Source organism: Gilliamella sp. B2828, from assembly GCF_026537125.1.
Classification (GTDB): domain Bacteria; phylum Pseudomonadota; class Gammaproteobacteria; order Enterobacterales; family Orbaceae; genus Gilliamella.
Genome location: NZ_JAFNMU010000011.1, coordinates 25,054 through 50,574, shown reverse-complemented (window position 1 = coordinate 50,574; position 25,521 = coordinate 25,054). Strand labels below are relative to the sequence as shown.

Annotated in this window: 20 protein-coding genes; 15 read left to right on the top strand and 5 right to left on the bottom strand. The window is 34.6% G+C overall.

All coding sequences use genetic code 11. The annotated features are described in order from the left end of the window. Nucleotides 1–369 precede the first annotated feature (369 nt). The 7 genes from J3U19_RS09525 to J3U19_RS09495 all read left to right on the top strand — a co-directional run bounded on the left by J3U19_RS09525 (nucleotide 370) and on the right by J3U19_RS09495 (nucleotide 10,006). Nucleotides 370–1,269: an endonuclease/exonuclease/phosphatase family protein gene (locus tag J3U19_RS09525; RefSeq protein WP_267340911.1), complete on the top strand. Its 900-nt coding sequence runs from the start codon at nucleotides 370–372 to the stop codon at nucleotides 1,267–1,269. A gap of 181 nt (nucleotides 1,270–1,450) precedes the next feature. Further along, nucleotides 1,451–2,356: an endonuclease/exonuclease/phosphatase family protein gene (locus tag J3U19_RS09520; RefSeq protein WP_267340909.1), complete on the top strand. Its 906-nt coding sequence runs from the start codon at nucleotides 1,451–1,453 to the stop codon at nucleotides 2,354–2,356. Between the two features lie 659 nt (nucleotides 2,357–3,015). After that, nucleotides 3,016–4,917, top strand: a complete 1,902-nt coding sequence (locus J3U19_RS09515; protein ID WP_324123821.1) for an enterotoxin — start codon at nucleotides 3,016–3,018, stop codon at nucleotides 4,915–4,917. Nucleotides 4,918–5,758: 841 nt separating this feature from the next. Next, on the top strand, nucleotides 5,759–6,226 hold the full coding sequence (locus J3U19_RS09510) for an ester cyclase (protein ID WP_267340907.1): 468 nt from the start codon (nucleotides 5,759–5,761) through the stop codon (nucleotides 6,224–6,226). A 338-nt stretch (nucleotides 6,227–6,564) separates the two neighbouring features. After that, entirely contained in the window at nucleotides 6,565–8,925 is a 2,361-nt protein-coding gene (locus J3U19_RS09505) for a TonB-dependent hemoglobin/transferrin/lactoferrin family receptor (RefSeq protein WP_267340905.1), read from the top strand. A gap of 195 nt (nucleotides 8,926–9,120) precedes the next feature. Then, on the top strand, nucleotides 9,121–9,246 hold the full coding sequence (locus J3U19_RS09500; RefSeq protein WP_267340903.1) for a hypothetical protein: 126 nt from the start codon (nucleotides 9,121–9,123) through the stop codon (nucleotides 9,244–9,246). A 127-nt stretch (nucleotides 9,247–9,373) separates the two neighbouring features. Continuing rightward, nucleotides 9,374–10,006 carry a hypothetical protein gene (locus J3U19_RS09495; protein ID WP_267340902.1) on the top strand — a complete coding sequence of 211 codons (633 nt, stop codon included), beginning with the start codon at nucleotides 9,374–9,376 and terminating at the stop codon, nucleotides 10,004–10,006. A 94-nt stretch (nucleotides 10,007–10,100) separates the two neighbouring features. Here J3U19_RS09495 and J3U19_RS09490 read toward each other — a convergent pair whose 3' ends face one another. Further along, nucleotides 10,101–11,426, bottom strand: coding sequence for an MATE family efflux transporter (locus tag J3U19_RS09490; RefSeq protein ID WP_267346143.1), 1,326 nt, complete (start codon nucleotides 11,424–11,426; stop codon nucleotides 10,101–10,103). A 279-nt stretch (nucleotides 11,427–11,705) separates the two neighbouring features. Between J3U19_RS09490 and rhlE the strand changes: the two genes are divergently transcribed. Together rhlE and J3U19_RS09480 are read left to right on the top strand one after the other, a co-directional pair. Next, nucleotides 11,706–13,010 carry an ATP-dependent RNA helicase RhlE gene (gene rhlE, locus J3U19_RS09485; RefSeq protein ID WP_267340900.1) on the top strand — a complete coding sequence of 435 codons (1,305 nt, stop codon included), beginning with the start codon at nucleotides 11,706–11,708 and terminating at the stop codon, nucleotides 13,008–13,010. A 26-nt stretch (nucleotides 13,011–13,036) separates the two neighbouring features. Then, entirely contained in the window at nucleotides 13,037–13,378 is a 342-nt protein-coding gene (locus tag J3U19_RS09480) for a YggL family protein (protein ID WP_267340899.1), read from the top strand. Nucleotides 13,379–13,442: 64 nt separating this feature from the next. On the opposite strand, the gene J3U19_RS09475 is transcribed toward J3U19_RS09480, so the two are convergent. Beyond that, complete coding sequence (locus tag J3U19_RS09475; protein WP_267346142.1) at nucleotides 13,443–15,035, bottom strand: ABC-F family ATPase; 1,593 nt, start codon at nucleotides 15,033–15,035, stop codon at nucleotides 13,443–13,445. A gap of 1,010 nt (nucleotides 15,036–16,045) precedes the next feature. Here J3U19_RS09475 and J3U19_RS09470 point away from each other — a divergent pair. Continuing rightward, entirely contained in the window at nucleotides 16,046–16,903 is an 858-nt protein-coding gene (locus tag J3U19_RS09470) for a carboxylate/amino acid/amine transporter (protein ID WP_267340895.1), read from the top strand. Here J3U19_RS09470 and J3U19_RS09465 read toward each other — a convergent pair. Together J3U19_RS09465 and yaaA are read right to left on the bottom strand one after the other, a co-directional pair. Further along, nucleotides 16,900–17,844, bottom strand: coding sequence for an AEC family transporter (locus tag J3U19_RS09465; protein WP_267346141.1), 945 nt, complete (start codon nucleotides 17,842–17,844; stop codon nucleotides 16,900–16,902). The two genes, J3U19_RS09470 and J3U19_RS09465, sit on opposite strands and share 4 nt — an antisense overlap. 19 nt (nucleotides 17,845–17,863) lie before the next feature. Further along, nucleotides 17,864–18,637 carry a peroxide stress protein YaaA gene (gene yaaA / locus J3U19_RS09460; protein ID WP_267346140.1) on the bottom strand — a complete coding sequence of 258 codons (774 nt, stop codon included), beginning with the start codon at nucleotides 18,635–18,637 and terminating at the stop codon, nucleotides 17,864–17,866. Nucleotides 18,638–18,711: 74 nt separating this feature from the next. Here yaaA and J3U19_RS09455 point away from each other — a divergent pair, with 74 nt between their 5' ends. From J3U19_RS09455 to J3U19_RS11590, 3 genes are all read left to right on the top strand, one after another. Next, the gene (locus tag J3U19_RS09455) at nucleotides 18,712–18,939 is read left to right on the top strand and encodes a YccJ family protein (protein WP_267340890.1); all 228 of its coding nucleotides are present in this window, start codon (nucleotides 18,712–18,714) and stop codon (nucleotides 18,937–18,939) included. 6 nt (nucleotides 18,940–18,945) lie between these two features. After that, entirely contained in the window at nucleotides 18,946–19,863 is a 918-nt protein-coding gene (gene rnz / locus J3U19_RS09450; RefSeq protein ID WP_267340888.1) for a ribonuclease Z, read from the top strand. 194 nt (nucleotides 19,864–20,057) lie between these two features. Then, complete coding sequence (locus J3U19_RS11590; RefSeq protein WP_416380294.1) at nucleotides 20,058–20,168, top strand: winged helix-turn-helix transcriptional regulator; 111 nt, start codon at nucleotides 20,058–20,060, stop codon at nucleotides 20,166–20,168. Between the two features lie 45 nt (nucleotides 20,169–20,213). On the opposite strand, the gene argE is transcribed toward J3U19_RS11590, so the two are convergent. Further along, nucleotides 20,214–21,377, bottom strand: a complete 1,164-nt coding sequence (gene argE / locus J3U19_RS09445; RefSeq protein WP_267346156.1) for an acetylornithine deacetylase — start codon at nucleotides 21,375–21,377, stop codon at nucleotides 20,214–20,216. 254 nt (nucleotides 21,378–21,631) lie between these two features. Here argE and J3U19_RS09440 point away from each other — a divergent pair, with 254 nt between their 5' ends. Then, nucleotides 21,632–22,705 (top strand): HlyD family secretion protein, encoded by a 1,074-nt coding sequence (locus J3U19_RS09440; protein WP_267340886.1) that lies wholly within the window; start codon nucleotides 21,632–21,634, stop codon nucleotides 22,703–22,705. Between the two features lie 13 nt (nucleotides 22,706–22,718). Then, entirely contained in the window at nucleotides 22,719–25,517 is a 2,799-nt protein-coding gene (rbbA, locus tag J3U19_RS09435; RefSeq protein ID WP_267346139.1) for a ribosome-associated ATPase/putative transporter RbbA, read from the top strand. Nucleotides 25,518–25,521: the final 4 nt, after the last annotated feature.

Here is a 25,521-nt window from a genome sequence, read left to right as displayed (position 1 = left end):
TCACGCGATACTTTCCATAAATCCTAAAATAATCAGGAGTTGTTCAATTGGAGGTGAAGACCTTAAACACAGTTTTCAATTGGCGATCAGAATTCACTCAATGGGCATAAATCAGTTTAAATTTATGCCCATGTTTATTTAACCTTATTAAATCCCAGTCCGTTAAATAATCATCCAGTAATATTTAAAAAATAGGTTTACAGTATTCCTGAATTTAAGGCTTGAAGTGAAAGTTAAATAATCCAACCAATCCGATGTATTTTGAATAAAATTATTGAACTGTATCACACAAATTATAAAAAAAGATTCCTTTATAAATCATTCAATATAATATCTATGAAAAGTATAAATAAATGAAAGGAATAACGTATGATTAACATTAAATTGAAATTCGCGGCTATTATCGGTGCTATTATTCTGAGTTCTTCGGCAGCTTTCGCATCAATTGAAGAAGCAAAAGAATTAAAAATCATTAGCTATAATGTCTATAATGGCATGAAATTGGATGAGTCAAAAGGGAAACAAAAATTCATTGATTGGGTCAAAATGCAAAATGCCGATATTATTGCTTGGCAAGAGATGAATTTTTTTACTCGTGAAAAATTGGAAAAATTTGCAGCGAGTTATGGACACAATTACGCCGTACTATTAAAAGAATCACCTAATGATCCTGCTGTCTTCCCTGTAGCGATCACTTCAAAATACCCAATTGTTAACGTCAATAAAGTTGTTGATAATCTATGGCATGGTGCTTTGTATGCGGATGTGGGTAACTATCATTTTGTCATAACGCATATGAATCCATTTTGGACTTCAAAAAGAATAGATGAAATCAATTTAATTATTGATTCAATCAAATACAGTTCCGATCCTAAAGGAAACTGGATTATTGCTGGCGATTTAAATTCGTTTTCACCGGCAGACAAAATTGAATATGACAACAGTCATTTATTGGAAGATATCAAAGAGAAACAAAAGAAACGTCCAATTTTAGATAATCTTGTTAATGGTCAATTAAGTTACACTGTGCAACAAAATCTACTTGATGCGGGTTTTATTGATGCTTTAAAATTGAAAAACAAATCATTCATTTCAACTGCGCCAACTAAAGTATTTTATGATCAGGCATCAACACCATTGCGCTATGATTATATTTATGTATCTGAGAAACTTAAAAATAATGTCATTGATGTGAACGTTTTGAAAGATGAATTTACTGATACTTATTCCGATCATTATCCAGTACAAATGACAATTTTTAATAAATAATCTTAAGTCCATTTAAATTGTCAATACGCCATGCTGCAATAGCATGGCTATTTTTAGCTACGTTAATTTTAACACTAAAAACGTTGGGTTGTGATAAAAATCTCAAAAACAAACTATCATTTAACGTAATATAACTATTGAGTAATTTTAACTCGCTGAATCTTTTATAAGGATAGTTAACGTGAAAAAAAATTTTTTGATAGTTACTTTTATGGGGTTGTTTTCATTCTGTTTTAATGTTTATGCCGATGAAGATCTGGTGAAAACACAATTTCAAAGTTCGCCTAATAAAATTTATGCAGAAGGTGAACAACCTCAAATAACCGTTGCCAATTACAATATTGCAGGTGGACTAAGAAAGCACAAAGTTGATCTGGATTTAGTCGCTAATGCCATTAAAGCCATGAATGCTGATATTGTCACACTTGAAGAAGTTGATCAAAAAACCTCTCGTAGTAATGGAGTAGATCAGGCAAAAGTTTTAGCTGAAAAAACCGGAATGCATTATGTTTATGGAAAAGCAACGGAAATGAAAGGAGGAAATTACGGTAATGCGATTTTGTCAAAATATCCTATCGAAAAAAATAAAGTTTTTTTGTTGCCATCCGGTTCTTATGAGCAAAGGTCTCTTATGCTTAGCAAAATTAATGTACCGGGCTTTGATTCACCTGTTTATATCTTCAATAGCCATTTTGATTGGCATGAAGAAGAAGAAGTGAGAATGTCACAAGCTCGATTTATTAATAGTATCGTTTTTGATGATCTTGATTTAGACAATGAATTCCCTAATCTAGCTAGTGGCATTATGATCTTGCTAGGAGATTTTAATTCTGTTGAAAGTGACAAGGTTATTAAAGAATTGGGTAAATATTGGAATCGAGTTAAAAAAGAGGGTGTTGATACTCGCACTTGGCCAGCGGGTAATCCTGGATTAGATCTGGATCACATCTTTACCAGTCGTAATCAAATATGGCATGTAGATCAATTGATCATCCCTAATGATGGTAATGAGTGGAAGGGCATCAAATGGCCATTAGTCAGTGACCATATCCCCGTGATAGCTAAGTTAAAATTATTAGAACAATGATAAATGGGTTATGTGCCCATTTTTATTTTTTTAAAGTATCGATTATTCGCCATCATTTAACAATTAAATGATGGCAATTTGATGTTTTCCAGAAAATTTTTTTGGGAGTTTACGTAACAACTGTGTTTTTTTTAAAAGAAGAGTAATTTATCGCTCATCAAAAAGAGAGCCGTTTATTTTTACTCATCGGTAAATCCTAGTATTAGGGGTTACAGGCTAAAATGACAGATACTTTTTATTAGCAAAAATTATCTTCAGCTTGAAAATGATGATCAGAATATTGAGCGTATTTTAAACCAATTGGATCAATGTAATTTTTTAAAATGAGTATGCTGACTGATTCTAAAATTTTTATATTGTGAGGTTCATCACATTGCATGATAAAAGTAACGGTGTCTTTGAAAATTTAAAAGGCTTGCGTTTTGTTACTTTTTTAACTCACGGTAAATTAATTAAATTTCTTCTATCCACTATTTATTAGGTTAGGTTCACTCTTTCCTTTTGATATACACAAAAGTCTTTCTGAGAAATGTTAACAAATTACAAACTGCTATCACGATCACAATTTAAGTGTTCTAACCGAATTATACTGATTATTGAATTTGTTAAATTTTTCTTTAAGTTTTATTGTCAAACGTGAGGGAGTAATGAAAAAATATATGAAAAATTGGATAACAGTCGGGGTATTATCGGCTCTGTGTTTGCCTGTCTATTGTGCTTGGGCTAAGGACTATCAATTATCCGGAGAAAATACTATCATCAAGATTTCGGAGAGTGACGTTAAAAAAAGTATTACTTCTTTAGATTTTATTAATGTTAAAAATAGTCATCAAATCAAAGTTGATACTTTATTTGAAATTACATTAAGTTCGGGTGAAAAACTGACTGATAAAGATTTTCAATTAGAACAATTTTATCAGAAAGATAATAACATGACATTAATGTACACTGGTCATGATATTGATGTTCAAACAATATTATCTTTAAATGATAAGCATCATTTTGCGAGTTTTGAACTGCAAATCACCCCTAAAAGCAAACCGCTTTCAATGACGGCTGTTTCATTAATGCCGTTCCATTCACAGTCGCCTTTTGTTTATGGTTCTGTAGTGAGTTCACCAATAATAAGTGACACTTTTTTTATTATTCCTGAAAATCCGCTTACCCATACCATTGCTTACGAGGGAGGTGTATTGCAAAAAATTCCTCAGGCAATTCCTTTACAAATAAATCATACTTTAAGTTACAAAACGTATATTGGTACTTTTGAAATGGGTCAGCTAAGACGTCATGTTAACCAATTTATTAATGCTGTACGCCAGCGGCCTTATGCACCTTATTTGCACTATAATTCTTGGCTTGATATTGGTTTTTTTAATCCTTATACCGAAAAAGAAGCATTATTACGTATCAATCAGTATGGACAAGAATTGGTAGAAAAACGACATGTCAAACTTGATGGTTATTTATTTGATGATGGATGGGATAACTTAAAAGGTAATTGGGGGTTTAGTATCAATTTTCCTAACGAGTTTAAAAAACTAAAAAGTGCTTCTGAAAAATATCATGCTGCACTTGGTATTTGGTTATCACCCTGGGGAGGGTATAACAAACCTAGAGATACTCGTGTTAAAAATGCATCTGAGTTTGGTTATGAAACCATGGATGGAAAATTGGCACTATCCGGTCCTAACTATTATGCTAATTTTCATAAACGCATTCTTGACTTAATTAATCAACAAAATATCAACATGTTCAAACTTGATGGCACCGGTAATGCTGATAAAGTTATTGCAGGAAGTCAATTTACCAGCGATTTCGATGCTGCGATTGATCTAATTCAAGATATGCGTCGAGCTAATCATAATTTATATGTCAATTTAACAACCGGTACACAAGCCACACCATCTTGGCTGTTTTATGCTGATTCAATATGGCGAGGAGGCGATGATGTGAACTATTATGGTCCAGGTACAAAAGTTCAACAATGGTTGACGTATCGTGATGCAGAAACTTATCGTTCAATTATTATGAAGGGTCCTTTATTTCCATTAAATTCATTAATGTTACATGGCATTGTCTATGCAAAACAGGCTAAACATCTACAACACGAAAGCGATACGGATTTTGCTGATCAAGTATGGAGTTATTTCGCAACCGGTACCCAATTGCAAGAAATGTATATTACTCCTGAATTACTTTCTACCACAAATTGGGATACTTTGGCTCAAGCGGCAAATTGGGCGAGGAATCATCAACATATATTATTTGATACGCATTGGATAGGACAAGATCCTACTAAACTGGCTGTTTATGGCTGGGCTAGCTGGACTAAGGATAAATCAATTGTTACCTTACGCAATCCCTCTGATAAACCGCAAGTTTACTACCTTGATTTACGAAATGATTTAGAACTGCCTGCCAATGCCGTTCAAGATTTTCAAATCACGATTGATTATGCAAGCCAATTTCATGCAGATAAACCTGCCACAATTGAAAAAACCGCAATGATCACTTTAGCACCATTTGAAACCGTTATTATGTCTTTAACACCTCAGTGAGAATAAAATATCTTACCTTATTTTTGTTAAGGTAAGATGTTATTTTTTAGGCTATTAAACCACGTATTTATCGAGTTTGAAATATTCGCTAATCTATATAACTTCGTTGAATTATTAACAATGGTTAATAGGTAGTTTATCAACATCAGAATAAAGAAATATCCCTTCTAATAGTTTCATTACGCCCTGCTGAGAGGGAAAACAATGCTTTATCATATTAGGGAAAAAGTTTTAGCGAGAAAGTAAGGTAAATAAGTTAAAATTTGCCCGCTTGGTTGTCCGATTATCCAAATGATTTTTTAAAAACAGCTTTTTATCTACTTTTGTTCTAACAAGGTAAAACTTTATAATGAGTTCTATGGATAAGCGTATTGGTTGGTATTGAACAGGATCGTCCTAAATTTGATTAAGCATACACAACACCGGATGAAACTTTGGCATCCCTCTTTTTACAATCTAACCATTTTTTCCGGAGGTCTTATATAGGAAAGCAGATTTGTTGAGAAATACCACCAAATTTCACTGTAACACATTAAAACGTATAGTTTCGTTATCAAATGTTTTTTAGATTATTTAACTTGATTGGTCCACCTTCTCAGGATCGCATTACGAATCAGATAAGGATGATCAAATTGGACTGGAATGTGATTAAATCATTAGGTTATTTAACTCTATTTTCTCCTAATAATTTAAAGCGTCACATTAAATCGACCATAGCTGCACTATGGTTATTTATTGTTTTCGTCCAATTTTACTGTTACCATTTAATGAGTCTACATCATAGACTAATAGCAATTAATCACACGAATTCTTTGGTTTAAATAATTATTTAGGAGTCGATATGAGTATAGTAAAAAACGGTATTATCGCATTATCATTATTATTTATATCAAGCACTACAATAGCCATTGACAAACCAAGTCGTGATATTGTCCAAGAAGAAAAAAACAGAACATTGGTCATTAATTTTTATAATGATTTTTTTAATAAACATCAAACTAACGGAGCGATGAATCTTCTTCCTGAAGATTATAAACAGCACAATCCTTATGTTCCAGATGGTCGAGCCCCATTTATTGCTTACTTTTCCTCATTTTTTAACGAACATCCGCAATCGAGTGCACGCATTATTCGTACAGCTGTTGATGGAGATCTTGTTTGGCTTCATGTTCATATCAAAGAAGATGAAAAAGATCCTGGCAAAGCTGAACTTGATATATTTCGCGTCAAAGACGGTAAAATTGTTGAACATTGGGATGTAATTCAAAATATTCCTTCAACTGCTGCAAATTCTAATACCATGTTTTAATTAATACCATGTGGTAGCAATATTTAAATTTAATAAAAGCACTTAATGGGTGCTTTTATTCATTTTCTTTGCCAGATTCTATTTTTGCACTAAATGAATTCTTCACTACTTAATATGTCGAAATGATATAAAAATATTCATTTTTCGCTGGATTCAAAAACTCCATCATAACTTATTTAACAAGCTCAAACAGCGATATTTTTCTTTTCATTTGTCACTAAACCGAATATACTTTCCAACTTATTGAATGATAATAATTATCATTATTAATTGCGTGGTTAATAGTTAATAATTATTTATCATCTAAATATTGATTAATTTTATGGAAGGAATTAAATATGAAATGTAAAAAGGCAGGTATAATCGTACTCTTTGTGAGCTGTTCCCTCCACGCCGAACCATTAATAGGTGAGAATCTCACGCCAGATAATGATGAAAAGCAATCAAAAGTAACCAATAAATCTCGTTCATCTAAGTTAAATAAAACGGACTCTTCGAATGATGATATTGACGATGTTATAACCGTTTTTGCTCGATCGACTACTCAAGATGAACGGAAAAAGATGAACAGTGTTATTGCTGGGCGTTCTACACTCTCCTCAGGGTTAATTGAACAAAAACAGGCCGATAATGTAGCGGAATTACTTAATACATTACCTGGTGTTAGTTCTGCTGGTTCGGTAAGACCAGGTGGACAAACTTTGAATATTTGGGGATTTGGCAAGGTTGAAGATGTCAAAATTATTGTCGATGGTGCCCAAAAAGGCTTTCAAAAATATCAACAAGGTTCGGTGTTTGTTGAGCCGGAATTGCTGAAACAAGTTGAAGTGAATAAAGGTCCGCATGATGTAAAGTTTGGTAATGGCGGTTTTGGTGGTGTGGTTACAATGGAAACTAAAGATGCAATAGATTTGCTTGATCCTGACCAATATGTAGGTACCTTGGTAAAATACAGTTTTCATTCTAATAATCATCAAAATATGGTGACAAGTGCCGTTTATGGGCGAACGCAAGATGATAGGTTTGATGGTCTGGTTTATTATACCAATCGAAATAGCGGTAATTTCAAACGACCTGATGGCTCCAGATTTGTTTTTTCTCAGGACGATATGGATACGTATATGGGAAAGTTAAATTTTAGACCCAATGAAGAACACACGTTTACAGTTTCCGGTATTCGATCTCAACGTGATTCATGGCAACCATGGGCTGCAAAATATGTCGAAAAAATGACGCCACCCACATCCGATCAAATTAAAAAATATGGTTATAAAGCTGCATGGTTACGAAAGTTGGTGAAACGTGATCAACAAGACGAATCTGCACAATTTAAGTGGAATTATCAGCCAACTTATAATCCGCTAATCAATTTGACGTTACACGCCACGTATTCAAAAACAAAACAACATGATACCCGCCCTAAAAAATATAATCCGGTGGCTTCGTTAGGGACAATGGGTAATGAAAGTTGGGTGAGTTATACCGACAAAACTATCGATCTTGAAAATGTGAATCTATTTAATACCGGTGCTATCGATAATGCATTAAAAATTGGATTGCAAGCACATTTACATGATCGTGATACGTTAATGTATTACAAAAATTATGCTAAAAAACCAAATTATAACTATGGATATTTTCAACCCGCTTATATGCCATCAGGTAAACAACAAAACTATGGTTTTTATATACAAGATGAGCTTTCAATTGATACTTTTGTTCTCACACCATCGCTTCGTTATGATTATGTTCGTAATCACGGTAAGCAAAATTATGCCTCAGCTTACAATGATCCAGAACCGCGTTTTGGTCATGACTATTCACCTGTAAATTATTCAGGTTGGACCCCAAGATTTGGAGCCTATTGGCAAACAACACAAAATGTCGGTTTTTTTAGTGATATGAGTTACGCTTGGCAAGCGCCGACAATAGATGAGACTTATGAGGTACAATTTACACCTAAAAATGGCGGTTCGGGTAAAATTAGTGCAACGAGTCGTAATTTAGAAAAAGAGCGTAACTTGTCAATCCGAGTGGGTAATATACTCGATTTCAGTAGTCTGTTTTCAGAAAACGATAAACTACAAATTAGGAATACTTTATTTAGACAGCAAGTTAAAAACGAAATTTTTGTTACCCGTGGCTTTAATGGTTCAATTTGTGGTCCTCATAAATTATGTCCACTTGGTCAATCCAATTATCACAATGTGCCGGGGAAATTAGTGATACAAGGTTTTGAATTAGAAGCTTTTTATGATAGTAAATATTGGTTTGCTAGTGCCACATACTCTATTCAAAAAGGGGAACGCGATTCAACTCCACAGGCACCATGGATGCATAACAAAACTTATGTGGCAACAATTGCCCCACGCACCGCTACACTAACAACCGGTATTAAAATTCCAAAATGGAATGTCAGAGCCGGGTGGAATGCCCAATTTGTACGCAAACAAGATCGCACAGGATTAGAAGATAGAAATCATGACGGATTAAATGATCTGGGCGCTTATGGATTAGGGCGATCGTCGGGGTATTCAATACACAATCTTTTTGCGAGTTGGCAACCGACTTTTCTGCCTAAAGCCGAAATTAAGTTAACCGTTGATAATCTATTTAATAAAGATTATCGACTTTATTTAGGCGAAAACACCTATGGACTCGCCCGAAATTTTAAAGCAAGTGTTTCATACCGGTTCTAAACTTTATTTCAATTTGGATACTGCCAGTTTACTGGCAGTGTTTAGAGAATAAAAAATTGAATATTTCTTTTCTCAAATATTGATCAATTTTTATTGGTTACCATATGTGTTTATAAATTAATATGTTATTATTTTTTTTAGGTAATTTAATGCTCTAAAATGAAAATTAGTTTTAGTAATAAATGGTGTTTCTATATGAAAATGATTGATGAAGAATTTGTAAGAAAAATAGATGATAAATTGATCGGCGATGGTGTGATTTTGCATGCAAGAATTTTGCGTGTAGCAGTAGAATGGATGAAGGAAAATAAAATAAAATAAAATAAAAGCTAGCCCTTTAGATGATAATATAATTACCTCAATTGAATTGATCTATAAATCGTTATATCCTTCAGGTAACTTTTCATTCCCTCCTTTAATCTCAGCAGGCGTTGCGGTTAGAGATAGAATGTATCTTGTCAATATAAACTTAGTTTATGGCATCTATGCAATTGACCCTTTAAAATCAATCGATATATCCGAAAAAGAACTTAACTATGTGTATCATCATCATCTAAAACAATTTAACAAAGCATTTTTTGGTGCATGTGATCTTTGGGATTTTGCTTATAGTATTCAAGAAATTCTTACGATAGGAACTAATAAAGAAGCAGAAGCATGTTTTCAAAATGCTCACGAACAACTTTCTGCAACAAGTCGTATTTTGATTCATAATCCTAATAATACATCTTCTATTCAAAGTGCTTATCTCGCTGCAGAACTTAGCCTTAAAGGCGCACTTTTCTATTTTAATCAGAAAAAAGAAGATTTTAAAAAAAAGATAAGAAATAGTGGTCACAATTTAGTTGATGCTGCAAATTATTTAATAAGTATAAAACCTACCAAGTATGATGAACTCTTAATTGAAACTTGTGAAAAATTTCCAAATTATGTTCAAAGTCGTTATTCTTCAAATGATTTGAGCTGTATTGAATTAATGAATTTAGCAATGAGATCAATATTTGTAGCAGCAGAATCCGTCAGGCGAATTACTGACCGATATATTGTAGGAGATGAATATTTATTACGACCTAAATTATAATGTGATATCTAAAAGAATTATTGAATAAGATGTGTTAATCAATATTGAAAAACAGTAAATAGAATGAAATCCATTTACTGCTGGTTTAGTTAAATCAACGCATAAAATATTGTTTCGATCGATTAATCCAAATCACTAAAAAGAGTGTGCGTCCTAAACTAAATAAAATATAGGAAAACCACAAACCGTTATTGCCCCATATTGGTACAAAAATAGATTGAGCGATTAACCAAAGTAAAAGGGCAAGGATCATAGAATCACGAATAGAAGATGTATAACTGATGCCTGAAAACACCCCGTAATAGATCAATCCACCAGCAACCACAACCGGAAAAATAACTAACCAATAATGGTATTGTAGACAAAGATTAATGATGTCATTTTGATTGGTTAATAATCGGATTATCGCGGTATCAAAAGCAAACCAGATGGCAATTAATATCACCGGACAAATCACACACGCTTGCAGTGACCAACGCAAGGTTTGTTGGTATAACGCCCTATTTTGCGTGCCTTTAGCTTTACCACTAAAGACACTTGACGCATTAGCAAAGCCATCAAATAAATACGCCATTAAGTAATGGATTTGAAACAGTACCGCATTAGCCGCCAATACTTCAGTACTAAAACTTGAACCAATCGAAATAAAATGATTGGTCACAACTAGCAGGCAAATGGTTCGAATCATTAAATTGGTATTAACAAATATCACACCTTTTATTGACTGCCAAGAAAGGATCGATTTCAAATCCGTTTTTTGTTGTGATTGGGGTAAATAGCGACCAATAAACCCGATCCCTAACAACGTACAAATCACTTGCGCACTGAGTGTTGCAAATGCCACGCCTTGAATATTCCAATGAAAGCCCCAAACAAAAATTACCGCCATAATAATATTGAGTAAATTAATCAATACTTGCAAAAACAGTACGGCTTTTATTTTTGACATCCCCATTAACCAACCAATCAGCACATAATTAATCAGTACAAACGGGGCGCCCCAAATTAATATCGAAAAATAGATATCTGCATAATGCCTAACTTCTTCATTCGGCTTGATGATTTGCATTGAAGCACCAAAAATAAATTGCCGAAAAACAATAAATAACATGCCTAACACAATCGCAATAAACAGGGGGCGAATTAACGAAGAACGCAGTAATAGGGGATCTTCTAATGCTTGTGCCGCAAATCCGGTGGTACTCACACGTAAAAAACCAAATAACCAATAAATGGTATTAAAGATCACCGCGCCAACGGCAATGCCTGCAATAAAAGCAGGATTGGGTAGATGACCGACCAACGCAGTATCAACCACGCCTAGTAAAGGGGTAGTGATGGTTGAAATGATAAATGGTATAACTAAAGCTAAGTAGTCTTTAAAACGGTACGGTTTATTTATATGGTTTTGAGTTTTCATTATTAAAAACCTGAGATGGATTCTAAAAGATGTTTAAGAAATACTATTTAACGCAATTCAGATTTGGTATTGTATCAATTTGTTCAAATATTTGTCCTAAATAAAAGAATTAACTTGGTTACGTTCAAAAAATGTGGTAAATCAATGTAGATAAAAAGGATTACTGTATCTCATTATTTTCAAACTTATACTCATCATTAAATAATCAGACAATTATTATTAAATTGCTCTATAATAGGGATGTTTATTTTATCTTTTGTTTATTTTAGGAATCAATACATGTCATTTGACTCTCTTGGTTTAGATGCCAAGATTTTAGAAGCAATTCATGAGCAAAACTACACCAAACCGACACCCATTCAACAACAAGCCATCCCAATTATTTTATCAGGAAAAGATTTAATGGCCAGTGCCCAAACAGGGACAGGTAAGACAGCTGGCTTTGGCTTACCAATTTTGCAGAAATTAGTTGAACAACAAGCGAAGACAAGCAATAGATCTGAACCTAAAAAAGGAAAACGTCCATTATATGCATTGATCTTAGCGCCAACCCGCGAATTAGCAGCTCAAATAGGAGAAAATATTCGTGATTATAGCCGATATTTACCAATACGTTCTTTAGTGGTATTTGGTGGGGTAAGCATTAATCCTCAAATGATGAAATTGCGCGGTGGCGTGGACATTTTAATTGCTACTCCTGGTCGTTTACTCGATTTGGTTCATCAAAACGCAGTGGATCTATCATCGGTTAAAATGTTAGTATTAGACGAAGCGGATCGCATGTTAGACATGGGCTTTATTCATGATATTCGCCGCGTGATTGCTAAATTGCCTAAGAAACGTCAAAATTTAATGTTTTCGGCGACTTTTTCCGATGAAATAAAAGCGTTAGCGCAAACCATTTTAAATGCACCTGAATCTGTTGCTGTTGCGAAAACCAATAGTGCGTCAGAGCAAATTACTCAATATGTGCATCGGGTTGATAAGCGTCGTAAACGTGAATTGCTATCTTATATAATTGGTCGAGATCAATGGCAACAAGTTCTTATTTTTACTCGGACCAAATACGGTGCCAATCATTTGGCCGATCAATTAACCAAAGATGGCATTAAAGCAGCTGCGATTCATGGTAACAAAAGCCAAGGAGCTCGAACTAAAGCCTTAGCGGATTTTAAAAATGGTCAAATTAGAGCTTTGGTGGCAACCGATATTGCGGCCAGAGGTTTAGATATTGAGCTATTACCTTACGTTGTCAATTATGAACTACCGCAAGTGGCAGAAGATTATGTGCATCGTATTGGTAGAACCGGACGAGCCCAAAATCAGGGACAGGCGATATCATTCGTTTGTGTTGATGAGCTTGCTCAATTAAAATCAATTGAAAAATTGATAAAAAAAACGATTCCAGAAATTTTTACTCAAGGATTTGAAGTCGATCCTCGAATTAAAGCGGAGCCAGTAAATAAAGCGACAGCCAAGCGTGCTCCAAAAAAAAGAAGACGTGTTGATAAGACTCGAACTTCTAAAAATAACCAGAATAGTATGAAGCAATCTAACCATCATACATATTCTAAAACTCACTAAATTATTCAAAGTAGAAGGATATTATTATGGCTAAGGTTAATCGCAGTCGTCGTTTAAGAAAAAAATTACATATTGAAGAGTTTAAAGAATTAGGTTTTACCGTAAGTTGGTCTTTTGACGAAGGTACCAGTGAAGAAACCATCGATAATGTTGTCGATCAATTTATCGTTGAAGCAATACAAGCAAATGGTTTGGCTTATGAAGGAAGTGGGTATTTAAGTTGGAAAGGTATCATTTGTACGCAAAAATTGGGTAATTGTACCGAAGAGAATCGTGATGTTGTCACTAAATGGCTTGAAGGTCATGGTCTAAAAAACGTTAAAACCAGCGAATTAATTGATATTTGGTGGGATGAATTAGATTTCTAACCTCTAAACGGTTGATAAGAAAATAGCCACATCAGTGGCTATTTTTATGGGGCGAAACCTGATTTTAATTAATCCCTTGACTTCGCAAGTAATCTTCATAATTACCGGTATAATCATTTACTTTTTCAGGGGTAATTTCGACAATTCGTGTCGCAAGTGAGCTAACAAATTCACGATCATGCGATACAAAAAATAGCGTTCCTTGATAAAGCTCTAATGCCATATTTAACGATTCTATGGACTCCATATCCAAATGGTTGGTTGGTTCATCCATCACGATAATGTTTGGACGTTGCATCATTAATTTACCAAACAGCATTCGTCCTTTTTCACCACCAGATAGGACTTTAACTTGTTTTTTAATGTCATCTTGTGAAAATAATAAACGACCTAAAATGCTGCGCACTGCTTGTTCATCATCGTTTGGTTGTTTCCATTGACTCATCCAATCAAATACAGTTAGATCTTCTTCAAATTCATACTCATGATCTTGTGCATAATACCCGATATTGGCATTTTCTGACCATTTGATATCCCCTTGTTCTTGGACTAATTCGCCCATTAAGGTTTTCAATAATGTCGTTTTACCAATACCATTGGTACCTAAAATAGCCACTTTTTCACCAACTTCGACCATTAAATTGAGGTTTTTAAATAGAGGTCCGTTATCAAATCCTTTGGTGAGATTTTCAACGACCAGAGCATTACGAAACAGTTTTTTATCCTGTTCAAAACGAATAAACGGATTTTGTCGGCTCGATGCTTTCACTTCTTCTAATTTGATTTTCTCAATCTGTCTTGCCCGGGAAGTCGCTTGTTTTGATTTGGATGCATTTGCACTGAAACGGCTAACAAATGATTGAAGTTCACTAATTTGGGCCTTTTTCTTCGCATTATCAGCTAATAAACGCTCTCTGGCTTGTGTTGACGCGGTCATATAGTCATCATAATTACCCGGATAGATACGCAACTCTCCGTAATCCAGATCCGCCATATGAGTACAAACCATATTCAAAAAGTGCCTGTCATGCGAAATGATGATCATGGTGCTTTCACGTTCATTTAAAGTATCTTCTAACCAACGTATGGTATCAATATCTAAATTATTGGTTGGTTCATCTAATAATAAAATATCGGGATTAGAAAATAGCGCTTGGGCTAAAAGTACCCGTAATTTCCAACCGGGAGCGATTTCGCTCATTAATCCATAATGTTGTTCTATTGGAATACCAACACCAAGCAATAATTCACCCGCACGAGCTTCGGCACTGTAACCATCCATTTCGGCGTATTGGGTTTCTAGATCGGCAACTTTAAAACCATCCTCCTCGCTCATTTCCGAAAGCGCATAAATCCGATCTCGTTCTTGTTTGATTTGCCATAATTCTGTGTGTCCCATAATCACAGTATCAAGAACAGTATATTCTTCAAAAGCAAATTGGTCTTGGCGTAATTTACCTAATCTTTCATGTGGATCTAATGCAATATTTCCCGATGAAGGCACTAAGTCGCCTCCGAGAATTTTCATAAAAGTTGATTTACCACTACCATTGGCGCCAATGAGTCCATAACGATTGCCATTACCAAATTTAACAGAAATGTTTTCAAATAAAGGCTTACTGCCAAATTGCATTGTGATGTTATTTGTACTTAACACTAAAATTTTCTCTCGCTTTAAATACATTTTGCTCGAAAGATAACTATCAATCTAAGCAAAACCGTTGAAATGTGATTTGGCGCATATTATGCCATAAAATGGCTTTCTTTAGGATCTTTGATTTATTAATCAGTACGGGTTATTTGTGGTGCTATGATGTCTAAAGATTGCATATATATAGAGTACAAAGTATTTATTTATGTGAAATGATCACTTTTTTAACGTTCTGTTTCAATATCACACAGTTAGTCACAATATCTGAAATCTTTTTCAGTCTTTACAGTGTTTTTTACTATTAGCAACATTAAGTTTAATGGAGTAACACATTTTAAAGATTTAACCGTTTAATGAGTCGCACTGCGATCAAATTCCGAATAAGCGGATTCGATGTTGATTATTGAGTATGTAGTGGCAATCCAATTGAATGTGATTGGAACAAGGATAGAATGAAAATTAAGTGTTTTTATATGTCTTATTTTGATAACACTTGAGCTCAGGTATTTTTATTCAAAATTAAGCCAGTAGCAGGTATGAAGTTTTTTGAAAATAAGTCCAAGCACGGAGTGATGAATTACTTTCTTTGATCTTAGATGACAAAAAACAGGGAACCAATTCTCATTGACCATGAAAGAACCGGCATTTTTTTGTTTGATGAAGGTCAAAAATAGATATTGAATATAAGAGACAAAGGTAATGAGCAATGAATCATTTTTAAAGCTGAAACACCAATTGATTGATGTGCTCTCGATCAATTCAGTGTATTACATTTTAATTAATAGAAAAAAATAATACATGTTTGCTTAAATTGGGTTGAGATTATTTGGGTGATCCGAAGGGTAACTTTAATCATGGAGACGATAAAGACTTTTATATTGAAAAAACATTTAATCCATGGATAAGTAATGACTTAATTTATGCAATTGTAATCAATTCAGATTGCAAAAGGTTTACAACTGATAATTGAATTGTTACGATGCGTGCCTATTTATTACTACTTAACTCATTAAATTATGTTTTATCTTATCTTTGTGACCTTAGTTTGGTCATTCTCGTTTAGTTTCATTGCTGTGTATTTAAGTGGTCAGGTTGATACTTGGTTTGCAGTAGTGATGCGTGTTTTACTTGCGTTCGTTACTTTTGTGCCTTTTTTACGCTTCAAAAACATTAAATTACCAGCGATGTTACTTTTGATGGGCGTTGGTGCTTGTCAATTAGGTATCATGTATTTTTTTTATTATAATTCCTTTCAATATATTTCAGTCCCGGAAGTGTTACTCTTTACTATTTTCACGCCAATTTATGTCACGGTTATTTATGATTTATTGCAACACCATCCGTTAAGGATCAGTTATCTTTTTACCGCTATGCTTGCCGTAATTGGCGCGGCTATAATTCGTTATGACCATATCAGCACAAACTTCATCATTGGATTTTTATTGATTCAGGGTGCTAATATTGTTTTTGCTTTAGGGCAGGTTGGTTATAAAAGAATTATGGAAGTTTACCCATTACCACAACATCAAGCTTTTGCATGGGTCTATTTAGGTGCAGTCATTGTTGCCACAATAGGTTGGTTATTATTTGGTGATGCATCGAAATTACCCACGACTAATGTACAATGGGGAATTATTATTTGGCTTGGGGTGATTGCTTCAGGATTGTGTTATTTTTTATGGAATTACGGTGCAACCCAAGTCGATTCTGGAACATTAGCCATTATGAATAATGTCATTATTCCAACTGGCATTTTAGTTAATGTAGTGATTTGGCATCAGTCACTCGATTGGGGGCGCTTTATATTCGGTAGTGTAGTGATTATTTTAGCATTAATACTACACTACCAAATTAAAACTCGCTCTCATCACTAAGATAAATGGGTCATAATTGATAATATCAATGGTGTTGTCACAGAAGATAATGCCGTTGATATAAGCAAACTTGAAGCAATAGGACCCTGTAATACCTCAAATTGTCTGGCCATCATGTAACAATTGATGGCAATGGATACTGAACTTAATAGAACTACAACTTGCAATTCTAACGTTGGTAATCCTAAAAGTTTGCCAACAATATAGGTCACAATCGGTAGAATGACTAATTTTAATATACAGATTGAACCGGTTATCAATAGTTGATCTCGAATTTTATATTCCGCAAGTCCCATTCCTAATACAATAAGTGATAGTGGCGCAGTCATATCACTGACCATTTTTGTCGATTGATTGATAAAATTTGGAATTGGTAAACGCAGGTAATTGACGATAATTCCCGTAAAAATTCCAATAATAATCGGATTTCTTGATACATTTTTTAGTGCTTTGATAAAACTGCGGCCCGAAAGTTTACCCATTTGTACAAATTCAATTGATACCGTAGCCAATGTCCACAAAATTAAGGCATTAAATATAACAATCATGGCGACAATGGGAATTGCGTGATCGCCGAGCAACATTTTTATAATCGGAATACCAACAAATACTGTATTGGTATAAATGCCTCCCATTGCAAATAACGTGCTCTGAGAACCATTTAATTGGAACACGTTCGATGCTATAAGGCAACCAATAGCAAATACAATAAACGATCCACCAAAAAATACCAGTAACAGTTTGATATCAATTTCCGACTGTTCAGAAAAGTGACTCATAATCTGAAATAACATTATTGGAAATGCAATATAAAAAGTAAATTTAGTTAAACTGTCAGTTACAGTTTTTTGCCATCGACCTAATTTTACAGCTAAAAATCCGAGCAATATTAAAATAAATAAGGGCAGAGTAGATAAAAATTGTGCCCACAACGTTATCAAAAAATTCATAAAGATTAGTTTATTGATGATTACGAATAAAGTACCAATTTAATTCAGTTGACCGTTTCGAGTCAAATTGATAACCCGAAAGATTAAAATCTTTAATATCATCACTGTTATCTATGCCATTTTTAATAATATAACGGCTCATAAGCCCTCGAGCTTTTTTGGCATAAAAACTAATTACTTTGTATTCGCCTTTGCTTTGATCTAAAAAAATTGGTTGTATAATTGTTGCTTTCAACTGTTTAGATTTGATTGCTTTAAAATATTCATTCGACGCTAAATTAATTAAGGTGGGATTAGTGGATTTACTGAGTTCCTTATTTAGATAATCGGTTAGTTGATCACCCCAGAATTGATAAAGGTTACGGTTATTGCCATTTTTCAAACCAATGCCCATTTCTAAACGATAAGGTTGTATTAGGTCAAGAGGTCTTAATACACCATAAAGTCCAGACAGTATCCGTAAATGTGATTGAGCAAATTGTAGATCGTCATCATTAAAATCTTCTACATTAAGCCCTTCATATACATCGCCTTTAAAAGCTAATATAGCTTGTCTAGCATTATTTAAATTAAAATCAATCTGCCAATTTTGAAAACGTTCATGGTTGATCTCAGCTAATTTAGGACTAATAGACATCAATTTAGCTAAATCATCAATCGTTAATTTTTTACAGTCTGTAATAAGTTCCTTCGATTTCGAAATAAATTGTGGCAAAGTATGTTTTTGCGTCATTAATGGGCTTTGATAATCAAGCGTTTTGGAAGGAGAAATAATTGTCAGCATAAACGATGGACCTATTGTAATTTGCATAATTTGGGGTTATTTTACACCTAATCAACCAAAAGAGGAGTAATAAAATGAATTCAACCAAAAAAGAAATACATGACATTCGATCTTGGGCAAATATTCGTGAAACTTCCATTGAGATAGCTGAAGCTATTTTTGAATTAGCTAAAAATGATGAAACACTTGCTGAGCAAATTTGGGAAGAAGGTAGCGATGAAGTCTTAAAACTCGCTTTTTCCAAAACTAAAGCAGACAAACTCTTTTGGGGTGAACAAACCATTGAGCGCAAAAACGTTTAATCTTTTATGAAATTAACTTTTTTAGGAACGAGTGCTGGGGTGCCAACAGCTGAACGCAATGTTAGCAGTATTATGCTCGATCTCCGGCAGGAAAGAGGGCGTTTATGGCTTTTTGATTGCGGCGAAGCAACTCAAATGCAAATGCAAAAGACTAAATTTAGTCTGGCTAAATTAGAGATGATCTTTTTAACACATTTACATGGTGATCATCTCTTTGGTTTACCTGGCGTGTTAACAACGCGTTCTTTGATGCAAAACCAATCGCCATTGACCTTAGTTGGTCCAAAAGGCATTCAACAATTTATTCAAACTGTTATTGATATTAGTTACTCTTGGCTGACCTATCCTTTAAATATTATTGAACTTGAGCAAGATGGTTTGGTTTTTGAGGATAATAAGTTTCGCGTTGAAGCCAAATTATTGGCGCATCGTGTCCCGTGTTTTGGGTATCGAATTATTGAAAAAGATTTGCCAGCGTCATTGGACATTGATAAGTTAAAAAAGGATAACATTCACATCGGTTCTTTTTATGGCGATTTAAAAGAAGGTCGAACCGTTACGTTAGAAGATGGTAGGATCATTCATGGTAAGGACTATCAAGGTCGTATTAAAAAAGGTAAAAAATTAGCCATTTTAGGCGATACCATTCCTTGTCAGGCCTCAATTGACTTAGCCAAAGATGTGGATTTATTAGTTCATGAAGCAACCCAAGAACAAGCCCTTGAAGAAAAGGCGCTTGAGCGAGGACATTCCACAACTGTACACGCCGCAACTATTGCCAAACAAGCTCATGTTAGGCGTCTTATTATTACGCATATTAGTCCTCGCTATACCTTGAATGACAAAACAAAATTAGTCAATGAGGCTAGGAATATTTTTGCACCTACTGAAATCGCAACTGACTTTGCTACTTTTCAAGTATAGTAAAGTGAACCGATCTTATTTTGTAGGAGTTAGCTTCTTTCGTAAAAATCATTAATCTTAAAAATCCTCGATTTTTGTAAAAAATATTGAGGAGTCTATACCGTCTTATTTTTCTTTAAAGAATAAAATGAATAAATCTTATTGGGAGGTTTTGGATGAAGTGGTATATAAGGGGCATGAAATAATATCCACAAATTCCCCCTAAAGTGGAATATGGGTTATTAGACCGAGATAAGTCTTTGGTACCGATTTTAGATAGGCTTTGCCAATGGGGAAATAACCATAAAGATGACAAATTATCCTAATTTAAAGTAACTTCATTCGCCGACGATGTCGGCGTTTTTATATGATTAAAGACAAAAATCTTTGATCAAATTTTCTATCGTTAATTTTGTTGGTTTTATAAAGTCCATTGCAATAAACTCGTCTGGTTGATGAGCTTGTTCAATAGAGCCAGGTCCTAAAACTATGGTTGGTGCAATTTGATTTAAATAAGGCGCTTCAGTACTGTAATTGACAGTTTGTGCTTGATGACCCACTAAATTTTCAATGTGTTGCAATGCGGGATGGTCTTTTTTACATTCGTATCCCGGAATGGGGGATACTTCATATTGTACTGAAATACGATTAGGGTATTTATCCATAACAGGTTTTAAAGCTTGGCATAGTGCATTATAAAGTGAATCAACATCATTATCCGGTAATACTCTTATATCAATAATTAATTCACAACAACCACATATACGGTTTGCTGCATCACCGCCATGAATTACACCTAAGTTAAGGGTGGGATAGGGTACACTAAAACCTTCATTATGGTATTGTTCTTTAAATTTTTGTTTAAGGATTAATAAACGTTCAATGACCAAATGCATAATTTCGATAGCGTTAATGCCTTTGTCTGGATCACTTGAGTGACCTGATTTTCCAATCACTTTTATTGAATTGGAGATAAATCCTTTATGAGCTCGTATAGGAATTAACGATGTAGGTTCTCCAATGATTGTGCAATCGGGTTGTAATTGCGTTTGTTTGGCAAAAAATGATGCACCAGCCATTGAGGTTTCTTCATCTGCGGTAGCTAGTACATAAATTGGTTTGGTGAGTTTTTTTAAATCAATATCTCGCAAAGCATCTAGAATAAAAGCAAAAAATCCTTTCATATCGGCGGTACCCAGTCCATATAACTTATTATTTTCTTCAGTTAATTTGAAAGGATCTTTTGTCCATTGACCCTCATCGAAAGGGACTGTGTCACTATGCCCACTGAGCAATAATCCACCTTGAGTCCTATTTTCATCATTGGAATATGTTGCTAACAAATTGTATTTATTGCGAGTATTTGGAACGGGTTGTATATCGATACTAAAGCCTAAATCTGAAAACCACGACGCTAATTTGTCGATGAGCAGCTTATTAGAATAATCTAATTTTTCATTAGTAACATTGCTAATTGTTGGGGTAGATATAAGTTCATTATATATCGTTAAAAAAGATGGAAGAGTCATAAAAATCACCTTTAAAAAATAGTCAATATGTCCTTTTACATTATTATAAGAATAGCATTTAGATGATTCTTTGACTATCAAGGTATTTAAAATACTATTTTAAATTCAAATTTTTAACATTTTTTGCTGTTAATTGTTGTGTTTATTTTATTTATAAAAAACTTTTGTTATTATTTAAACAATATGGATAGAGGTTATAGAATTTATTATTCATTTAGTCTTAATAAAAAAATTAATTATATACAAATAAGGCATTATTCATGAAAAAAATTAGCAAGAAATGGATCATTATCATACTTATCCTTGTCGCATTTGGTTTTATTTTGTATCAACAGTTCGCAAGCGATGGTTATGGGTCAGATTTTACGAGTGGTAATGGGCGTATTGAAGCAACTGAAATTAATATCTCTGCTAAGTTAGCCGGTAGAATTGAAAAAATCAATGTTGATGAAGGTGATTTTGTTACAGCGGGTCAACCTTTAGTAATTATGCAAACGGATACGTTACAAGCTCAGTTAAATGAAGCCCAAGCTCAACATCGACAAGCAATGAGTAATGAAGCGACTTCTAGAGCTCAAGTTGCCTTAAAAATGAGTGACAAAGTGGCGGCTTTAGCCGGTGTTACTCAAAGAGAAAGTGATTTAGACATTGCCAATAAACATTTAGAACGCACCGCAGCACTTTATAAAAAAGGGGCTATTTCAGTTCAACAATTTGATGATGACACCGCTAAAGTAAATAGTGCAAAAGCAGCATTAGACTCTGCTAAATCACAAGTTACCGCTGCTGATGCGGCCATTGAAGCTGCGCAAGCTGGTGTGGAAAGTGCTAAATCTGCTATAAATGTAGCGCTAGCCAATATCAATCAAATTCAAGCGGATATTGATGACAGTACATTAACTGCACCCGTTGATGGACGTATTCAATATCGTATTGCCCAACCAGGTGAAGTTCTACCTTCAGGTGGTAAGGTGTTAAATCTGGTTAATCTGTCAGATGTGTATTTAACTTTCTTTTTACCGGAAATGATTGCTGGTAAAGTGGGTATTGGTGACGAAGTAAGATTGGTTCTTGATGCTTTACCCAATAAAGCAATTTCAGCCAAAATTTCATTTGTCTCAAGCGTTGCGCAATTTACGCCTAAAACCGTTGAAACTAAAGATGAACGTCAAAAACTCATGTTCAGAGTGAAAGCACAATTAAGCCCAGAATTGTTAAAATGTTATATAACTCATGTTAAAACCGGCCTTCCAGGTGTGGCTTGGGTAAGACTAGATCCTAATACGGAGTGGCCTTCAGGTTTATCTGATGTTGCAAAATGCCAAACTAAATAATTGGAGATAGCATATGTCAGAGTCAAATAAAAAGGATTTGACGTTACTTGCTGAAGGTAAGGCCATTGATGATGCGGTTGTAAATGTAAGTCATGTCACCTTACATTATAAAAAAACGTGTGCGCTTAATGATGTTAGTATTGCCATCCCGCCTAGATGTATGGTGGGACTGATTGGTCCTGATGGTGTTGGTAAATCTAGCTTATTATCATTAATAGCAGGCGCACATGTCATTCAAGAGGGATTAGTTTACGTTTTAGATGGTGACATGAAAGATAAATCCCATCGTAAAAACGTCTGTACCCGTATTGCTTATATGCCACAAGGATTAGGGAAAAACCTTTATCCTACACTTTCAGTCGAAGAAAATTTGCAATTTTTTGCTCGTTTATTTGGTAACGATGCTGCTGAAAGGCGACGTCGTATCGATGAGTTAACTAAAAGCACTGGGTTGTATCCTTTTTTATCTAGACCCGCAGGTCGCCTTTCTGGAGGGATGAAACAAAAAGTCAGCTTATGTTCTGCCTTGATTCATGATCCTGATTTACTTATTCTTGATGAACCAACAACAGGGGTAGATCCTCTTTCTCGCGCGCAATTCTGGCAATTAATCAATAAAATTCGTGAACAACGACCACAAATGAGCGTGATTGTTGCAACCGCTTATATGGATGAAGCGCAAAACTTTGATTGGCTGGTTGCAATGTATGGCGGTAAGATTCTTGAAACAGGCACGCCTCAAGCATTATTAGCCAAAACAGGTAAAGATAATTTAGATGATGCCTTTATTCAATTGATGCCAGAAGATGCTAGAGAAGGTTATGAATCGGTTGAAATTCCCCCATTAGATTTAAATAAAGATTTACAAGTGGCGATTGAGGCAAAAGGTTTAACCAAGCAATTTGGTGATTTTGTTGCGGTTGACCATGTTAACTTTTCAATCAAACAAGGCGAAATATTTGGTTTTTTAGGATCGAATGGTTGCGGTAAATCCACAACGATGAAGATGTTAACAGGGTTATTACCAATATCATCAGGTGAAGCTTGGTTATTTGGTAAACCGGTTGATGCAAGTGATATTAATGTTAGACGTCATTTAGGTTATATGTCTCAGGCTTTTTCGCTTTACAGTGAATTAACGGTTGAACAAAACTTAGTTTTACATGCCCGTCTATTTGGTATTGAAGAAAGCAAAATTCCAGCAAGAGTTGAGGAGTTAGTTAAGCGTTTTGGCTTGGAAAATGAATTAAAAAGTTTACCAGATAGTCTACCGTTAGGGGTTAAGCAAAGACTTTCTTTATCTGTTGCGGTGGTTCATAATCCTGAAATTCTTATCCTAGATGAACCGACTTCCGGGGTTGATCCCATTGCTCGGGATGACTTTTGGCGTTTAATTATCGAACTTTCCCGAAAAGATAAAGTTACGGTATTTATTACTACCCATTTTATGAATGAGGCGGCACGCTGTGATAGGATTTCACTCATGCATGCTGGTAAAGTATTAGCCAGTGATACTCCTGATAATATCATCCATTCCAAAAATGCTAAAACGCTGGAAGAAGCTTTTATTCGTTATTTAGTTGATGCTGGTGCAGATGATACCCATAGTGATGAAAAAGCAAGTGAAGAGCCTAAAACTTTAACCAATAAACAAGCTAATACAACGCAAGATGCTCACCTACAGGGATTTAGCTTAACTCGGATGATTGGGTGTATGTGGCGTGAAACTTTAGAGCTATCGCGCGATCCATTGCGAGCTTTGTTAGCATTTTTAGGTTCAGCTATCTTAATGTTGGTTATGGGCTATGGTATCACCATGGATGTAGAAGATTTAAATTTTGCGGTGTTAGATCGTGATCAAACTATTACCAGTCAAAATTATATTACCAATCTTTCTGGATCTAAGCGCTATTTTATCGAGAAACCGCCAATCCTTGATTATGATGATATGGATCATAGGATGAGAAGTAATGAGATAGCATTAGCTATTGAGATTCCACCAAATTTTGGTCGAGATATTCAACGTGGTGATCCGGTTAGTATTGGAATATGGATTGATGGTGCAATGCCTTTGCGTGCCGATACGATTAAAGGATATGTACAAGGAATGCATCTTGCTTGGTTAAGTGACAAAATAAAAACAACCACCGGAACGGCATCGAGTTCATTAGCAAATATTGAAACTCGATATCGTTATAATCCCGATATTAAAAGTTTACAAGCTATGGTACCGGCGGTTATTCCTATTTTATTATTAATGATTCCATCGATGTTAGCGGCACTATCCGTAGTACGTGAAAAAGAGATGGGGTCGATAATTAACTTATATGTTACGCCTGTTACCAAAACTGAATTTTTATTAGGTAAGCAGGTTCCATATATTGTGATTTCGATGCTTAGCTTTTTATTATTGCTGCTTATGGCGGTGACAATATTTGGCGTACCAATTAAAGGCAGCTTGTTGACTTTGTGTTTGGCTGGATTAGCTTATTGTATTATTGCAACAGGTTTTGGATTACTTGCTTCGACAGTAACACGCAGTCAAATTGCGGTTATCTTTTTAACCTGTGTTGGTACGATGTTACCTGCGATACAATTTTCTGGTTTACTTAATCCGGTTGCATCTTTAGAAGGTAGTGGACGATATATTGGTGAAGTTTATCCAACCACCCATATGCTTATTATTGCTCGAGGGGTTTTCAATAAAGCATTAGGACTTTTTGATTTACATAACTCTATATTTGCCTTGCTGATCACCATTCCGATTATACTGTGCGCAAGTATATTCCTACTCAAGAAACAAGAAGGATAGATAT

Coding starts and splice junctions, on each gene's coding strand:
- J3U19_RS09525 (WP_267340911.1), top strand. CDS start 370: ATGATTAACATTAAATTGAAATTCGCGGCTATTATCGGTGCTATTATT.
- J3U19_RS09515 (WP_324123821.1), top strand. CDS start 3,016: ATGAAAAATTGGATAACAGTCGGGGTATTATCGGCTCTGTGTTTGCCT.
- J3U19_RS09510 (WP_267340907.1), top strand. CDS start 5,759: ATGAGTATAGTAAAAAACGGTATTATCGCATTATCATTATTATTTATA.
- J3U19_RS09505 (WP_267340905.1), top strand. CDS start 6,565: ATGAAATGTAAAAAGGCAGGTATAATCGTACTCTTTGTGAGCTGTTCC.
- J3U19_RS09500 (WP_267340903.1), top strand. CDS start 9,121: ATGAAAATGATTGATGAAGAATTTGTAAGAAAAATAGATGATAAATTG.
- J3U19_RS09495 (WP_267340902.1), top strand. CDS start 9,374: ATGTATCTTGTCAATATAAACTTAGTTTATGGCATCTATGCAATTGAC.
- J3U19_RS09490 (WP_267346143.1), bottom strand. CDS start 11,426: ATGAAAACTCAAAACCATATAAATAAACCGTACCGTTTTAAAGACTAC.
- rhlE (WP_267340900.1), top strand. CDS start 11,706: ATGTCATTTGACTCTCTTGGTTTAGATGCCAAGATTTTAGAAGCAATT.
- J3U19_RS09480 (WP_267340899.1), top strand. CDS start 13,037: ATGGCTAAGGTTAATCGCAGTCGTCGTTTAAGAAAAAAATTACATATT.
- J3U19_RS09470 (WP_267340895.1), top strand. CDS start 16,046: ATGTTTTATCTTATCTTTGTGACCTTAGTTTGGTCATTCTCGTTTAGT.
- yaaA (WP_267346140.1), bottom strand. CDS start 18,637: ATGCTGACAATTATTTCTCCTTCCAAAACGCTTGATTATCAAAGCCCA.
- J3U19_RS09455 (WP_267340890.1), top strand. CDS start 18,712: ATGAATTCAACCAAAAAAGAAATACATGACATTCGATCTTGGGCAAAT.
- rnz (WP_267340888.1), top strand. CDS start 18,946: ATGAAATTAACTTTTTTAGGAACGAGTGCTGGGGTGCCAACAGCTGAA.
- J3U19_RS09440 (WP_267340886.1), top strand. CDS start 21,632: ATGAAAAAAATTAGCAAGAAATGGATCATTATCATACTTATCCTTGTC.
- rbbA (WP_267346139.1), top strand. CDS start 22,719: ATGTCAGAGTCAAATAAAAAGGATTTGACGTTACTTGCTGAAGGTAAG.